This is a genomic window from Undibacterium sp. Di24W (assembly GCF_049340325.1).
In the GTDB taxonomy this organism is placed as follows: domain Bacteria; phylum Pseudomonadota; class Gammaproteobacteria; order Burkholderiales; family Burkholderiaceae_D; genus Undibacterium.
Genome location: NZ_JBMPOP010000007.1, coordinates 291,440 through 306,483 on the forward strand (window position 1 = coordinate 291,440; position 15,044 = coordinate 306,483).

The following is a 15,044-nucleotide window of genomic DNA, read 5'->3' on the forward strand; positions in this document are numbered from 1 at the left end:
AGAAATCGACTCATGCAATGGAAATCTTCGCTAGTGTATAAACAGATATGAGGATTATTGCGACGCAAAAACCCCTAAATTCAGAGTGAAAAGCCTTTATAATCAAGGGTTTTTGTTGCCCTGTTTACTGTCTTGCTTATTGCCTTACTCATTAACTTACAAACTGGCATGCCGTTTAGAATTCCAGTGTTGCGCAAAAGACAGGTAAATTGGCTTTCAACTTACATAAGAATTTTTGACCTATGAAGGTTTTTCGTGGACTCCCAAATGCCGCTGCACGTGCACCTTGTGCCTTGGCAATCGGCAATTTTGACGGCGTGCATCTTGGACATCAAGCTTTACTGTCTGACTTGCGCGCAGCAGCCACGCGTCTGAATATCGAAGCTGCCGTCATGAGCTTTGAACCGCACCCACGTGCTTTTTTTGCACAGATGATGGGCGACATATCCAAAGCACCGACTCGCATCGCCAATTTGCGCGACAACTTATCGGCATTAGATCTGGCAGGTGTCGATCGCGTCATCGTGGAACACTTTAATGCCCATTTCGCAGCACTAAGCCCGGAAGACTTTATAAAAAAAGTCTTAGTCGAAGGCATGCACGTCAAGTTTGTGATAGTTGGTGACGATTTTCGCTTTGGGTCCAAACGCGCTGGTGATATCAAGACATTGACAGAAGCAGGTCAGCGCTATGGTTTTGAAGTACAAACCATGACCACCGTAGAACGTGACGGCAACCGCATATCATCCTCCGCAGTAAGGACGGCATTAGCCGCTGGTGATTTTTGCGAAGCGCAACATCTACTTGGACGCCCTTACCAAATTTCAGGTCATGTGGTACATGGTCAAAAGTTGGGACGCACTCTGGGTTTCCCTACACTCAATCTACGCATCGCCCATCACAAACCCGCCGTCATGGGTATCTTTGTCGTGCAAGTACATGGCTTAAGTGAAAATCCTTTACCCGCCGTTGCCAGTATGGGTGTGCGCCCCACTGTCGATGATAGTGGTCGCGTTTTACTCGAAACGCATATCCTCGACCAACATGTCGATGCCTATGGCAAAGTGATACAAGTTGAGTTTTTAAAGAAACTCCGCGATGAAGAAAAATATATAGACCTGCCAACTCTGACAGCCGCGATCAATCGCGATGCCGATCAGGCGCGCAGCTACTTTCAACAGCGAGTCGGCTCAGCAACTGACCGAATTTGAAGAACGCTCGGCAAGTTCATCCGCATTTACCTATTCCCGAATTATTTGAATTTAAATTGATACGAAACGAAATCTATGTCTAACGAAAAGCAAGCAAAAAAAGAATCAGCAAAACCAGCGAGCAAGTATCCAGTCAACATGACGGAAACACCCTTCCCTATGCGCGGCGATCTCGCTAAGCGTGAACCGCAATGGGTCAAGAGCTGGCAAGAAAAGAAAACCTATGAACGCGTTCGTAAAGCAGCAAAAGGCCGCCCGCAATTTATCTTGCATGACGGTCCTCCGTATGCGAACGGCGACATCCATATCGGTCACGCCGTCAATAAGGTATTGAAGGACATGATCATCAAAGCACGCACCATGGCGGGCTTTGATGCGCCTTACGTGCCAGGCTGGGATTGCCACGGTATGCCTATCGAAATCCAAATCGAAAAACTGCATGGCAAAAACCTACCAGTCGCTGAAGTGCAAGAAAAAGCGCGCGCTTACGCCGAAGTACAAATCGAGCGCCAAAAAGCCGACTTCATCCGTTTGGGTGTATTGGGCGAATGGGATAATCCTTACAAAACCATGGCTTTCGGCAACGAAGCTGATGAAATCCGCGCGCTCGGCAAACTCTTCGAAAAAGGCTATGTGTACCGCGGCCTAAAACCAGTCAACTGGTGTTTCGATTGCGGCTCTGCTTTGGCGGAGGCCGAAGTTGAATACGAAAACAAACGCGATCCTTCTATCGACGTCGGCTTCCCATTTGCAGAGAACGACAAATTGGCAAAAGCTTTCGGCTTAAACAAACTGCCACTGGAAAAAGGTTATTGCGTGATCTGGACCACGACCCCGTGGACTATTCCGTCGAATCAAGCACTGAACATGCATCCAGAGATCACTTACGCGTTGATCAAAACTGAGCGTGAGGGTGAGCCTTGCCTGATTTTGATGGCGAAAGATTTGATCGAAACCGCCTTCACCAATTGGGGCATGCAAGCCGAAATCATCGCCACTTGCCTCGGTGAAGCGCTGTCTGAAATCAAATTCAAACATCCCTTAGCCGCAATGCATGAAGGCTATGATCGCTTTTCACCTGTGTACTTGGGCGACTACGTCAGCACTGAAACCGGTACTGGCGTGGTTCACTCTGCACCTTCATACGGTATCGAAGATTTCCAGTCATGCAAAGCGCATGGCATGAAAGATGACGACATGTTGAACCCAGTGATGGGCGATGGTCGCTACGCATCCTGGTTGCCGTTCTTCGCGGGCATGACGATCTGGGAAGCCTCCAAACCAATCTGCGACAAATTGCGCGAAGCCGGTACTTTGTTCTCACTGAAAATGTTTGACCACAGCTACATGCATTGCTGGCGTCATAAAACGCCGATCATCTATCGCGCTACTTCCCAATGGTTCGCCAGCATGGACAACACACCAGCCGATGGCGGAGCCAGCTTGCGTGAAACCGCATTAAAAGCGATTGATGAAACTGCTTTCTTCCCGGGATGGGGTAAAGCGCGTTTGCACGGCATGATCGCGAATCGTCCTGACTGGACTTTGTCACGTCAGCGTCAATGGGGTGTGCCGATGGCATTTTTCTTAAACAAAGAAACTGGCCAAATTCATCCACGCACACCAGAGTTGTTAGAGCTAGTCGCCAAGCGTGTTGAAGCCGAAGGCATTGAGGCGTGGCAAAAAATTACTGTAGAAGAAATGCTCGGTGAGGAAGCGCCATTGTATGAAAAGAATCGCGATACGCTAGACGTGTGGTTCGATTCTGGCACCACGCATTTCACGGTCTTGCGCGGCTCACACAAAACGCAATCAGCCTACCCTGCTGATTTGTATTTAGAAGGTTCCGATCAACATCGCGGCTGGTTCCATTCGTCATTATTGACAGCATCCATGCTTGACGGCCACGCGCCTTACAAAGCTTTGCTCACGCACGGCTTCGTGGTCGATGGCGAAGGCAAAAAAATGTCCAAGTCCTTGGGCAATACATTAGCACCGCAAAAGATTTTCGATACTTTAGGTGCCGACATCTTGCGCTTGTGGGTAGCATCATCTGATTATTCCGGCGAAATCTCTATCTCTGACGAAATCTTAAAACGCGTGACTGAATCGTATCGCCGCATGCGTAACACTTTGCGATTCTTGTTGGCGAATACGTCTGATTTTGATTTCAGCAAAGATGCGGTGGCTGTTAATGATTTGATGGAAATCGATCAATACGCGATTGCGCATACAGCCGCTTTGCAGAAAGAGGTATTGACGCATTACGAGGCATACGAATTCCACCCAGTCGTCGCCAAATTACAATCCTTCTGTTCAGAAGATCTCGGTGGTTTCTACCTCGATATTTTGAAAGACCGCTTGTACACCAGCGGCACGACATCGTTTGCACGCCGTTCTGCGCAAACAGCGATCTGGCATATCACGCAAAGTTTGTTGCGTTTGATGGCACCAACGCTGTCATTCACCGCAGAAGAAGCGTGGCAAAGTTTTGCGAGTGCAGAAGCCTTCGCAGGCAGCGATGAAACCATCTTTACCCAAACTTATTACGAGTTACCGGCGATTGCAAATAGCGAGGCACTTGAAGCGAAATACGCGAGTTTACGTGCGGTACGTGCGGATGTAACGAAGCAATTAGAAGAAGTGCGTGTCTCAGGTGCGATTGGTTCCTCCTTGCAAGCGGAAGTGTTGATCAAAGCCAGTGGTGATAAGTTTGGCGTATTGAGTAGCTTAGAAGATGACTTGAAATTCGCCTTGATCACTTCTGCAGCGAGTGTGGAACAAGTTGCCACAGAAGCCGACGAAACAGTCGTTGTCAGTGCATCGAAATATCAAAAATGCGAACGTTGCTGGCACTATCGTGCGGATGTCGGTGTGAATGCCGAACACCCAACTTTGTGCGGCCGTTGTAATAGTAATTTGTTTGGTGCAGGTGAAGCACGTAAATATGCGTAAGCTCACTTAATGCAAAATATGAGTCCCCTCTCCCGCAGGCGGGAGGGGGTTAGGGTGAGGGAGCTTCAGAAACTGAAGAGTCTAAAGAAGCAACAATCAGTAAAATGAATGCACTAATCACATGATGCCTCATTTGACTTTATCCGAATCTGAATCCCTGTCAAAGCATGCTTTGACTCCTCTCCCCTTCTCCCGCTCTAGGTAGAAGGGAGCTAACGATGAAACTGACAAGAACATGGCCACAAAAAAATCGAACACCAACGCTAACAAGCCAAAGCCTTCTGGTAGCAGCACGAGTTCAGGCAGCTCCTTGATACCTTGGTTAGGTATCGCTGCCATCATTATTTTGCTAGATCAAGTCACGAAAATCACGGTAGAAAAAGCATTTACCTACGGTGAAAATTTGGCGTTAACTTCGTTCTTCAATTTAACCTTGGCTTACAACCGAGGCGCTGCGTTTAGTTTTCTCGCTGCAGAAAGCGGCTGGCAGCGCTATATGTTCACCGCCATCGGTGTGATCGCCGCGGTCGTCATTACCTACCTGTTAAAAAAGAACGCAGGGCAGCGTTTATTTTGCTGGTCTCTATCGCTGATTATGGGCGGTGCCATCGGCAATGTCATAGATCGCATCGCCTATGGTCACGTCATCGACTTTCTCGATTTTCATTACAAAGAGATTTACCACTTCCCTGCTTTTAACATTGCTGACAGCGCGATTTGTATTGGTGCTGCTTTGTTTATTTTGGATGAGTTAAGAAGAGTAAAGAAGTAAAAGCATTTGCCGCAGAGGCGCGGAGGACGCGGAGAAATTCCTTAAAAAACTCTGCGTTCTCTGCGCCTCTGCGGTTCAAGCTTTTTAGAAGACTTGCGAAAGAACATCATGACATCAAGACTCGCTGGTAAAAAAATCGTCCTAGGCCTGACTGGCGGCGTGGCCTGCTACAAGGTCGCGGATTTGTGCCGTTCACTGGGAAAGCTTGGCGCAACAATACAAGTGGTAATGACCCAAAGCGCCACACAATTTATTACGCCAGTGACGATGCAAGCCTTGTCGGGCAATACCGTCTACACCGATCAATGGGATGCGCGCATTGCCAACAACATGCCGCACATTGATCTCACGCGAGACGCCGATGCGATTTTGATAGCGCCATGCAGCACCAATTTCATGTACAAATTAGCCCATGGTGCATGTGACGATTTACTCTCCACACTCTGCATCGCACGCCCCGCTCACCTTCCTTTATTCATTGCACCCGCGATGAACGTAGAAATGTGGAGCAACCCCGCAACGCAACGTAATGTGGAACAAGTTAAGCAAGACGGCATTAGAGTCTGCGGCCCAGCAGCAGGCGAACAAGCCTGTGGCGAAGTCGGCATGGGTCGTATGTTAGAACCAGCGCAAATTTTGGCGGAACTCGAAGCGGCATTTCAAAACAAATCATTGGCTGGCAAACGTGTATTAATCACCGCTGGCCCAACCTTTGAACCTATCGACCCAGTGCGCGGCATCACCAATTTATCGTCTGGGAAAATGGGTTATGCGATCGCGCGAGCTGCGTGGGAAGCTGGTGCAAACGTCATACTAGTTTCTGGTCCAACGGCACTCGAAGCACCTTATGGCGTACAACGTCAACAAGTCCAAACCGCGCAGCAAATGCACGATGCGGTGATGGCGCAAGTACAGACGCAAGACATTTTCATCGCAGTAGCCGCCGTAGCCGATTGGCGCGTGGCGAATGCTAGCGATCAAAAAATCAAGAAGACCAATAAGAGCGACACGCCACAACTGCAATTTGCCCAAAATCCAGACATCCTAGCCAGCGTCGCCGCATTAGCAAAAGCGCCCTACTGCGTCGGCTTTGCAGCAGAATCAGAAAACCTGCTCGAATACGGCGCGGCTAAACGCATCAAGAAAAACATCCCGCTCTTAGTCGGCAACATCGGCCATCAAACTTTTGGAAAAGACGAGAATGAGTTGGTGCTGTTTGATGCAAATGGACATCAGGCTTTGCCTAAGGCCGATAAGCAGACGTTGGCGAATCAACTCATCTCCGAAATCGCAAAAAGAATTCAAACAAGCTAAAACAATATGAAAAACATAGACTTAAAAATCCTAGATCCACGCATGAAAGACCAACTCCCTGCCTACGGTACACCGGGCAGCGCGGGGCTTGATTTGCGTGCTTGCATAGATGAAGCGATCACCATACAACCGGGCGAAACCGTCTTGATACCAACAGGCTTGGCAATCCATATTGGCGATCCAGCTTACGCCGCCATGATCTTGCCACGCAGCGGCATGGGTCACAAAAACGGCATTGTGCTCGGCAACCTAGTTGGCTTGATTGATTCAGATTACCAAGGTCAACTCATGATCTCGACTTGGAATCGAGGGCAAAATGCTTTCACTTTAAACCCGATGGAACGCTTAGCGCAGTTGATTATTGTGCCTGTGTTGCAAGTCGGGTTTAACATCGTTGAAGAATTCGGCGACAGTGAACGTGGTGAAGGTGGATTTGGTAGTACGGGTAAGCATTGAGTATCGAGAAGGAAGAACCAGCCCCTTCTCCCGCAAGCGGGAGAAGGTTGGGATGAGGGTAGTTCAGCAAGACGAAAGAACGAAATCCTTACGGAATCAAAATTCAATCTTAAATTTAGATTCCGAGTTTCGTAACCGCCCTCACCCCAACCCTCTCCCGCCTGCGGGAGAGGGAGCGATCCAAGCGCCAAAAAATTAAGAAACAAAGCAACACCCAAGCCCAACTCAAAAAGAGCGACGGCAAATAAGTAACCAACACAAATTGGTTTTAACGGCGCAAACGGCTATCATATGCGCCACCCGAGAATTTCCAAAAATCTCATTTGGGGATGAGACGCTAGGCGTACACCGCAACAATGTCACGATATGTCGATATTGCGAGGATGTACAACAACGCGGATCGCCCCACATGAGGTTTTGAGAAGTTCTCGAATAAATATTGGAGAAATAAAACATGGCAACTTTCAGCGTTAAAGACGTCCTCAACGGCAAAGCCCCGAGCGACACCAGTGTTACCGTTCAAGGATGGGTTCGCACCCGCCGCGATTCCAAGGCTGGCGTATCCTTCCTGGCACTAACCGACGGCTCTTGCTTCGGCACTTTGCAAATCGTTGTTCCAAACACTTTGGGCAACTACGACAGCGAAGTTTTGCACTTGACAGCAGGCGCATCTTTCTCAGCAACCGGCATGGTCGTGCCATCGCATGGCGGCGGTCAAAGTTTTGAAATGCAGGCGGAAAGCGTGCAAGTATTTGGCTTGGTCGAAGACCCAGATACCTACCCAATTCAACCAAAACCGCACAGCATGGAATTCTTACGTGAAAACGCCCACTTGCGCGCACGTACTAACATCATGGGCGCTGTGGCTCGTACACGTCACTCGATTGCACAAGCGATTCACCGCTTCTTCCATGAGCAAGATTTTTACTGGGTGAACACACCAATCTTGACCGCATCTGACTGCGAAGGCGCAGGCGAAATGTTCCGCGTATCCACATTGGATATGATGAACTTCCCTAAGACACCAGAAGGCAAGCCAGATTTCAGCAAAGACTTCTTCGGCAAGGAAACCTTCCTCACCGTGTCTGGTCAGTTGAACGTAGAAACCTATTGCATGGCTTTGTCTAAGGTCTACACTTTCGGCCCAACCTTCCGCGCAGAAAACTCTAACACCAGCCGTCACTTGGCTGAGTTTTGGATGATCGAGCCTGAAGTTGCTTTCGCCGATCTTAAACAAAATGCTGATCTCGCCGAAGCAATGTTGAAATATGTATTCACTGCGGTCTTGAACGAACGCGGCGACGACATGGCCTTCTTTGAAGAGCGCGTAGAAAAAGGCGTGATCGCCAAATTAGAAAACATGATCGCCAAGCCATTCGTGCGCATGGATTACACCGAAGCGGTCAACATCTTGCAAAACTGCGGTCAGAAATTTGAATATCCAGTCGCATGGGGCACCGATCTGCAATCCGAACACGAACGCTACCTCGCCGAAAAACACGTAGGCGGCCCAGTGGTTCTGCAAAACTATCCGAAAGACATCAAGTCTTTCTACATGCGCATGAACGACGACGGCAAAACAGTCGCTGCGATGGACATCCTCGCACCAGGCATAGGCGAAATCATCGGCGGCTCACAACGCGAAGAACGCTTAGATGTATTAGACGCGCGCATGGATGAAGTCGGCCTCGCGAAAGAACCGTACTACTGGTACCGCGACCTGCGCCGCTACGGCACAGTGCCACACGCAGGTTTTGGTTTAGGTTTTGAACGTGCTGTGTCTTACATCACTGGCGTGGGTAATGTGCGGGATGTGATTCCGTTTCCACGTACACCGGGGAATGTGCGGTTCTAATTTTTTGGTTTGAGTTTGAATGAAGAGGGGCGACTTTTAAGTCGCCCTTTTTTATTGATATTTTGGTGATTAAACCGCGTGTTTTGACATTCTGTGATGTGCACTTTTTGTCGATTTGGTTATACCTAAGGTTTATACAGGATAAGCATTTGCAAGCAAGCGCCATGCGGGTTTCAAGAGACATGAAACGAATTGTCTTTTTTGACGAGCCAAGTTAATATGCATTTTTGTCAAATTAAATTAAAGTTAGAGCGCATGAAACAGACCTCCGCCGCAAATCTTGCCTTTCTTCTCGTCGTCGCTGGCTGGTCGCTCGCGTTCTACGGAGTCATGTCGCAACTCGGCGATCCATCTCCATCCGTTCCACACGCGCAAATCGAAGCTGCTCGGCATCTCTCAATTTTCGTGTTGTGCATCGGTGTGGTGTGCGTCCTAGCTGCGCTCTGGTTGTCCGGTTATAGCTTTTCCGCAGCAAGGGTTCGTGCCAGCATCTGCGCGGCCCTAATCATTTCGCCGTCAGTCGCTGTCATCTTGAGCTTGCTGTAAGTGGCAGTGCGCTCTAACCATTCATTCGAGGCGGACGGCTACGCCCCCGCTCAATTCCAGCGTTAAACCAAGCATAAAAAAACCTTTCGATTTTGTTTGCATTAATCTATTCCGTGCTTCCCCATAAATGAAAGTTTTAGCCTGTAGGTATTTTTCATGAAAACCTGTATTCATCCAAGCTATCAGAAGAGCCTTCAGCGAAAATTTATCTTTGTTTGGTCAACTTGTGCAATTAGCTTTGGCGCTGGGCTATTTTTTCATAAGTCTGGTTTTGAATTTATGGGTTGGCTACTATTTGGAGTATTTGGAATACTCATTTTCGGTGGATTGGGTTATTTATTTTTTTTACACTTTCACGTTAAGTGTTTGTCGTGCAACGGCGAAACCAAAACCATAAAAGATTCAACAAATTCAAAATGGATGGCAGTATGTAGTAACTGCCAAATTGAGTGGGACCTGCAAACAAGTGTAAGCACTGACTAAATACCAAATGTTAACAGGTCGCTCAAACTTCGTGCGCTGGACAGTTTTTAAGTCGCAGTTTTGTCGTTTTTCTGCGCAAAAGTATTTCGCAAAACCACAAGCTAAAAATAGCCGTATAACTCAGTGCGAGCCCACAATCTAAGGTGCCATGAACATTTCAACTTTACAAACAGAACGACTCGACCTAATTGCACCGGATGCTAGTTGTGACTCAGCGTATCAACGTTTTTACACTGACCCTGATGCATCCGCCGCATATGGTGGGCCCTTGTTGCCTGGTGCGATTTGGTCTCGCTTGATCTACGACCTTGGCTCATGGCATCTCCAAGGGTTCGGGGTCTGGGCACTTCGCCGTCGCGCAGATATGACGATTATCGGCGTTTGCGGATTTTGGCAAGGACGTGGTTGGCCACGTGAGCTTACTTGGTGGCTCCTCCCCGAAGCCCGAGGGCAAGGGTACGCAATTGAGGCCTCGCGCGCTGCTGTTGAGCATGCCTACGGCGAGTTGGGATGGGACACAGTGAATACCTATTGTGCCGACTCGAACGATGCTGCAATCGCGCTGATATCACGCTTAGGCGGAATGAAGATTAATAGACAAGCGTTTCCAGATGGGGAGGAGCGCAATGTATATCAGATTCCACGACCTATGGCCTAAGCAATCGAGTCGACTGTAGTCGACATGCCGCTGCTAGCAGCTCAGCTTCTTTCAGCGGCTTCGACCATTTTGGCGCATTCCATACCAAATATCTATTTCAGGAAAACCAACATGAGTGATCAAGTTTTATCCCTTGAAGATCCGCGGCTTAGAATTGTTTGTGCACCCATCCAAGATGTAAGCAATCCTGAGTTCATCCGTGAAAACGAACGACTTAAAGTCGCCCTCAACGTCTTTCGTACAGAGCGTGGCTTTGGTCGAGGTATTGCCGCGCCTCAGATTGGCATCCTTAAGCGCTTTATTGCCGTCAACTTCGGTGCGGGCACGTACTCCATGATTAATCCTGTCATTACCTGGCGCAGCCAAGAAACTTTCACCCTTTGGGACGATTGCATGTGTTTCCCAGACCTTATGGTGAAGGTACGCCGCAACTTCTCGATCTCCATCAGCTTCATTGATGAACAGGGGCAATCAAAGGTGTTGGAAAAAGTGAGTCAAGCTGAGTCTGAGCTGTTCCAACATGAACTCGATCACCTTGATGGCGTCCTGGCCACAGATCTTGCGTTGGATTCCCAGAGCATAATCACTCGCTCCGCCTACGAGGCAGACCCCTCCTATTTCCATAGCCAAGTAGATTACGTCATCCAAGCCACCATCTGAAACCATATTGGATTTTGTAATCGTCGTCGCAAAATCTTCTATATCTTTCATTTATCACCTTAAATGACCGTAACGCGTGGGCACGATGATGCCGTGTCCACCCTACGCACTACAACTTAATTTCACAATTTAAACTCACTTACGCAGATAATATCTATTTAATTTATCTAGCACTCCAGTCGAATGCACACTACCGATCAAGACATCGTTTTGACGATCGACCAACTCTATCGACTATCGTCGCGGCAACTCTTTGCGACTTTGGTACGTCTACTCGGTAACTTTGATCTAGCGGAGGAAGCGCTGCACGAGGCGTTTAGAGCCGCCATCGAGAAATGGCCAACGCAAGGCATTCCATCTAACCCGCATGCATGGTTAGTCTCCGCTGGGCGCTTTAAGGCTATTGACGGCATACGACGCAATCAACGTTTTACCGCTTGGGATGAAGCTACTGAGGAGGTGGAAAGTATTGCAGACGGTGCGCTCGCCTGGGATGAGTTACAAGAGCAGCAGATGTTGGAAGACGATACGCTGCGTCTGGTTTTTACCTGTTGCCACCCTAGTCTCGCATTTGATGCGCAAGTCGCGCTGACGCTGCGCGAGGTCTGCGGCTTGACCACCGAAGAAATTGCGAGTGCGTTCCTGCTGCCTGCGCCTACTTTGGCACAACGCATCGTGCGTGCCAAGAGCAAGATTCGCGATGCTCGGATTCCCTATCAAGTGCCGGATGCAGCGGAACTTCCTGCGCGACTGAGCAGCGTCTTGCGCGTGATTTATTTGGTGTTCAATGAAGGTTACTCTGCATCGAGTGGCGATATGCTCACGCGTGGTGATCTATCGAATGAAGCGATTCGCTTGGCGCGTTTGTTGCATGAATTACTGCCCGACCAAGCTGAAATTATGGGTCTATTGGCACTGATGTTGTTGCATGAATCGCGCCGCGCTGCGCGCGTCAATCTGCAGAATGATCTGGTTCCACTTGATGAACAAGATCGCCGTTTGTGGAATGCCGAATTGATCGCCGAGGGATGTGCCTTGGCTGAACAAGCGCTACGCACAAGGCAATTCGGCGCATACAGTCTGCAAGCCGCGATCTCTGCTGTGCACGCAGAGGCTCCGACAAGTGCGGACACCGATTGGCTGCAAATCATCGGTTTATACGATGCCCTATTTCGTTTGGAGCCCAGTGCTATTGTTGCACTCAATCGTGCGGTGGCAATTGCGATGCGCGACGGCCCAGTGGCAGGTCTGGCGTTGGTGAACTATCTTTTACAAGAAGAATCACTGCAAAAATATCACTTAGCACACGCAGCACAAGCCGACATGTATCGCCGTTTGACTCGTTATCAGGAGGCACAATTTGCTTATGAACAAGCTTTAGCTTTGACCAAACAAGGCGCTGAGCAGAGGTTTTTGCAGAAACGCATTGCCGAAATGCGTGGCCTTTTGGCGGAGAATTAGCAATAACTTAGAGTGTAATAATAGAGAACTCAAAAACCTTACGACCTATTGAGAAAATAATTCAAAATATTTTGTAGCAATGCAGCTGTTGTGAAGCGATGACTCTTTTAGCAAAATTAAAACCCTTTTACGTCATGCCGGACTTGATCCGGCATCCAGAATTCACCTTTAAGCCTGTGAAACTGGATTCCGGATCAAGTCCGGAATGACGACTTAAGCGATTTTGATTGACTCAAACTAGTCTTGTCATTGGGACTAAATAGTCACAATATTTTTTTGATCTGGTGTCGATTTAAGATTCTGCCATTCGACTAGTATTAGATTGGGAGTTGGATGCCACGCAAGTTATGACCGTAATCGCATTGATCCCGAACTCATACATCAATTAAAAGGAGATATTTAGATGGCAACTGGCACCGTCCAACTTCACCGCGTTCTCAAAGCAAACCCAGACAAGGTTTATCGTGCGTTTTTAGACAAAGCTGCGATGGCTAAGTGGATTCCACCGTATGGCTTTACCTGCACCGTCCACCACATGGACGCCAAAGTCGGCGGCACTTTCCGTATGTCGTTCGAGAATTTTTCGACTGGGGATTCACATGCGTTTGGTGGGGAATATTTGGAACTAATCCCTGGTCAATTGCTGCGCTATACGGACAAATTTGAAGACCCCAATCTACCAGGAGAATTGCTCGTGACTGTATCACTCAAAGCGGTCGCTTGCGGTACGGAATTGAATGTGAGCCAAACCGGTATTCCCGAAGTCATACCTGTCGAGATGTGTTATTTGGGATGGCAAGAATCTCTAGAACAATTGGCGAAGCTGGTTGAACCAGAAATCGCTGGATAAGCATCAGAATTTAGTTCATTCCTCACTTTAAGGAAACGCTATGCCAAAAATGATTTTCGTGAATTTGCCGGTCACCGACCTCACTAATTCGATTGCTTTCTACGCTGCGATAGGCGGTAGTAGAAACCCACAGTTTTCAGACGACACGGCGGCTTGTATGGTGCTATCTGAAGCCATCCACGTGATGCTGCTAACACATGCCAAATACAGTTCTTTTACAGCTAGGCCGATTGCCGATGCGCGTTCCACCAGCGCCGGTCTATTCGCATTAACTTTCGATAGTCGGGACGAAGTCAATGCAACTCTTGATCGTGCAGTCGCGGCAGGTGGAATGGCAGACCCAAATCCGCCACAAGATCTCGGCTTCATGTTTAGTCGTTCGGTACAGGATCCAGATGGTCACGTGTGGGAGATTTTTTGGATGGACCCAGCGGCATTGGCTAGTGCCTAAACGCCATACTTGATAAGGAATCTTGCTATGAAATATCTCTGCCTCGTCTATCTATCAGAAGAAAACTGGAACGCCTGCCCTGATACCACTTGCTTTGCATTTGCCGAGCAATTAGCACAAAGCGGTCACATGCTCGCCGCAGAACCACTGCACCCGATACAAACTGCGACAACAGTGCGTGTGCGCAATGGGCAAATGTCGATGACTGACGGACCATTCGCCGAAACCAAGGAGCAATTGGCAGGGTTCTATTTGATCGATGCCAAGGATCTCAACGAAGCGATTAACTGGGCTGCGAAAATTCCACCAGCGAAGTTCGGCAGTATCGAAGTGCGACCAGTGCGTGAGTTGGATTTAGGCGCGGCCACAACATAAATGGCAGCTTAGTCAAAGCGACTGACAAGGCGAAGAATCAGGTCGCTTACCCACCTAACACAAATTAGCAAGGAAGAATCATGGCAAGGACCATCACCATTAGTTTACCCGTCAAAGATATCGATGTTTCCAAGGCATTTTATACAGAGCTCGGTTTCAAATTCAATCCACAATGTGGCGACGAGAGTGCGGCATTAATGGAATGGAGCGAGACCATCAGCGTGATGTTATTGACGCATGAAAAATGGAGCAGCTTCACAACACGTCCAATTCCACCAAGCACATCGAGCGAAGTCGCATTGAATATATCCTGTGAATCACGCGACGAAGTTGATGCAATGAATAATATCGCATTGGTCAAAGGCGGCACTGCCGATATCAACCCAGTACAAGATCATGGCTTCATGTATGGTCGCGATTTCGCTGATCCCGATGGTCATATTTGGGGCGCCGTTTGGATGGATATGTCGGCGATTCCGTCGGCACAATAATCACCACTAAAGGAGAAAAATGATGCAAATTCCAGAACCACAAGCAGAACATCTTTGGCTACATCAACTCATCGGTGAGTGGACGGTTGAATCCGAATGCATTATGGGTCCCGATCAACCGCCTATGAAAACCACGGGCACAGAAGCAGTTCGTCAATTAGGAAATTTTTGGGTCATTTGCGAAGGCACTGGTAAGTCGCCAGACGGTGGCTCATGGGATTCCATCATGACAATGGGATACGATCCGCAATCTAAGCGCTATGTTGGAACTTATGTCGCATCAGTCATGACACATTTATGGCCTTACCTTGGCACCGTCGATGCGTCAACAAAAATTCTTACACTCGACTCTGAAGGACCAAGCTTCGCTGGTGATGGCACGATATCGAAGTATCAGGACATCATCGAATTCATCACGCCCGATCACCGCACGCTCACTTCGCGCATGCAAAGTGAAGATGGCACTTGGCACCAGTTCATGTGCGCGCATTATCGCCGTGAATAGT

Annotated in this window: 15 protein-coding genes; all 15 read left to right on the top strand. The window is 48.5% G+C overall.

Annotation, left to right across the window (positions count from 1 at the left end):
• Window positions 1-242: 242 nt before the first annotated feature.
• The 15 genes from ACO0KZ_RS16420 to ACO0KZ_RS16490 all read left to right on the top strand — a co-directional run bounded on the left by ACO0KZ_RS16420 (window position 243) and on the right by ACO0KZ_RS16490 (window position 15,043).
• Window positions 243-1,211 carry a bifunctional riboflavin kinase/FAD synthetase gene (locus ACO0KZ_RS16420; protein ID WP_422997143.1) on the top strand — a complete coding sequence of 323 codons (969 nt, stop codon included), beginning with the start codon at window positions 243-245 and terminating at the stop codon, window positions 1,209-1,211.
• Window positions 1,212-1,286: 75 nt separating this feature from the next.
• Entirely contained in the window at window positions 1,287-4,166 is a 2,880-nt protein-coding gene (ileS, locus tag ACO0KZ_RS16425) for an isoleucine--tRNA ligase (RefSeq protein WP_422997145.1), read from the top strand.
• A gap of 235 nt (window positions 4,167-4,401) precedes the next feature.
• A complete protein-coding gene (lspA, locus tag ACO0KZ_RS16430) occupies window positions 4,402-4,938 on the top strand; it encodes a signal peptidase II (protein WP_422997147.1) in 537 nt (178 codons plus the stop codon).
• Window positions 4,939-5,046: 108 nt separating this feature from the next.
• Entirely contained in the window at window positions 5,047-6,252 is a 1,206-nt protein-coding gene (gene coaBC, locus ACO0KZ_RS16435; protein ID WP_422997149.1) for a bifunctional phosphopantothenoylcysteine decarboxylase/phosphopantothenate--cysteine ligase CoaBC, read from the top strand.
• Between the two features lie 6 nt (window positions 6,253-6,258).
• Window positions 6,259-6,708 (top strand): dUTP diphosphatase, encoded by a 450-nt coding sequence (dut, locus tag ACO0KZ_RS16440; protein ID WP_186890929.1) that lies wholly within the window; start codon window positions 6,259-6,261, stop codon window positions 6,706-6,708.
• A gap of 454 nt (window positions 6,709-7,162) precedes the next feature.
• Window positions 7,163-8,563, top strand: coding sequence for an asparagine--tRNA ligase (gene asnS, locus ACO0KZ_RS16445; RefSeq protein ID WP_422997151.1), 1,401 nt, complete (start codon window positions 7,163-7,165; stop codon window positions 8,561-8,563).
• Window positions 8,564-8,782: 219 nt separating this feature from the next.
• A complete protein-coding gene (locus ACO0KZ_RS16450; protein ID WP_422997153.1) occupies window positions 8,783-9,109 on the top strand; it encodes a hypothetical protein in 327 nt (108 codons plus the stop codon).
• Window positions 9,110-9,740: 631 nt separating this feature from the next.
• Window positions 9,741-10,250 carry a GNAT family N-acetyltransferase gene (locus tag ACO0KZ_RS16455; RefSeq protein ID WP_422997155.1) on the top strand — a complete coding sequence of 170 codons (510 nt, stop codon included), beginning with the start codon at window positions 9,741-9,743 and terminating at the stop codon, window positions 10,248-10,250.
• A gap of 111 nt (window positions 10,251-10,361) precedes the next feature.
• Window positions 10,362-10,910 (top strand): peptide deformylase, encoded by a 549-nt coding sequence (locus tag ACO0KZ_RS16460; RefSeq protein ID WP_422997157.1) that lies wholly within the window; start codon window positions 10,362-10,364, stop codon window positions 10,908-10,910.
• A gap of 183 nt (window positions 10,911-11,093) precedes the next feature.
• Window positions 11,094-12,371, top strand: coding sequence for an RNA polymerase sigma factor (locus ACO0KZ_RS16465; RefSeq protein ID WP_422997159.1), 1,278 nt, complete (start codon window positions 11,094-11,096; stop codon window positions 12,369-12,371).
• A 403-nt stretch (window positions 12,372-12,774) separates the two neighbouring features.
• Window positions 12,775-13,221, top strand: coding sequence for an SRPBCC family protein (locus ACO0KZ_RS16470; RefSeq protein ID WP_422997161.1), 447 nt, complete (start codon window positions 12,775-12,777; stop codon window positions 13,219-13,221).
• Between the two features lie 40 nt (window positions 13,222-13,261).
• Window positions 13,262-13,672 (top strand): VOC family protein, encoded by a 411-nt coding sequence (locus ACO0KZ_RS16475; protein WP_422997163.1) that lies wholly within the window; start codon window positions 13,262-13,264, stop codon window positions 13,670-13,672.
• Between the two features lie 27 nt (window positions 13,673-13,699).
• Window positions 13,700-14,047, top strand: coding sequence for a YciI family protein (locus ACO0KZ_RS16480; RefSeq protein WP_422997165.1), 348 nt, complete (start codon window positions 13,700-13,702; stop codon window positions 14,045-14,047).
• A gap of 80 nt (window positions 14,048-14,127) precedes the next feature.
• The gene (locus ACO0KZ_RS16485; protein ID WP_422997167.1) at window positions 14,128-14,538 is read left to right on the top strand and encodes a VOC family protein; all 411 of its coding nucleotides are present in this window, start codon (window positions 14,128-14,130) and stop codon (window positions 14,536-14,538) included.
• A 19-nt stretch (window positions 14,539-14,557) separates the two neighbouring features.
• Complete coding sequence (locus ACO0KZ_RS16490; protein WP_422997169.1) at window positions 14,558-15,043, top strand: DUF1579 domain-containing protein; 486 nt, start codon at window positions 14,558-14,560, stop codon at window positions 15,041-15,043.
• Window position 15,044 lies beyond the last annotated feature (1 nt).

Coding starts and splice junctions, on each gene's coding strand:
- ACO0KZ_RS16490 (WP_422997169.1), top strand. CDS start 14,558: ATGATGCAAATTCCAGAACCACAAGCAGAACATCTTTGGCTACATCAA.
- ACO0KZ_RS16475 (WP_422997163.1), top strand. CDS start 13,262: ATGCCAAAAATGATTTTCGTGAATTTGCCGGTCACCGACCTCACTAAT.
- ACO0KZ_RS16460 (WP_422997157.1), top strand. CDS start 10,362: ATGAGTGATCAAGTTTTATCCCTTGAAGATCCGCGGCTTAGAATTGTT.
- coaBC (WP_422997149.1), top strand. CDS start 5,047: ATGACATCAAGACTCGCTGGTAAAAAAATCGTCCTAGGCCTGACTGGC.
- ACO0KZ_RS16465 (WP_422997159.1), top strand. CDS start 11,094: ATGCACACTACCGATCAAGACATCGTTTTGACGATCGACCAACTCTAT.
- dut (WP_186890929.1), top strand. CDS start 6,259: ATGAAAAACATAGACTTAAAAATCCTAGATCCACGCATGAAAGACCAA.
- ACO0KZ_RS16485 (WP_422997167.1), top strand. CDS start 14,128: ATGGCAAGGACCATCACCATTAGTTTACCCGTCAAAGATATCGATGTT.
- ACO0KZ_RS16455 (WP_422997155.1), top strand. CDS start 9,741: ATGAACATTTCAACTTTACAAACAGAACGACTCGACCTAATTGCACCG.
- lspA (WP_422997147.1), top strand. CDS start 4,402: ATGGCCACAAAAAAATCGAACACCAACGCTAACAAGCCAAAGCCTTCT.
- asnS (WP_422997151.1), top strand. CDS start 7,163: ATGGCAACTTTCAGCGTTAAAGACGTCCTCAACGGCAAAGCCCCGAGC.
- ACO0KZ_RS16450 (WP_422997153.1), top strand. CDS start 8,783: ATGCATTTTTGTCAAATTAAATTAAAGTTAGAGCGCATGAAACAGACC.
- ACO0KZ_RS16470 (WP_422997161.1), top strand. CDS start 12,775: ATGGCAACTGGCACCGTCCAACTTCACCGCGTTCTCAAAGCAAACCCA.
- ACO0KZ_RS16480 (WP_422997165.1), top strand. CDS start 13,700: ATGAAATATCTCTGCCTCGTCTATCTATCAGAAGAAAACTGGAACGCC.
- ileS (WP_422997145.1), top strand. CDS start 1,287: ATGTCTAACGAAAAGCAAGCAAAAAAAGAATCAGCAAAACCAGCGAGC.
- ACO0KZ_RS16420 (WP_422997143.1), top strand. CDS start 243: ATGAAGGTTTTTCGTGGACTCCCAAATGCCGCTGCACGTGCACCTTGT.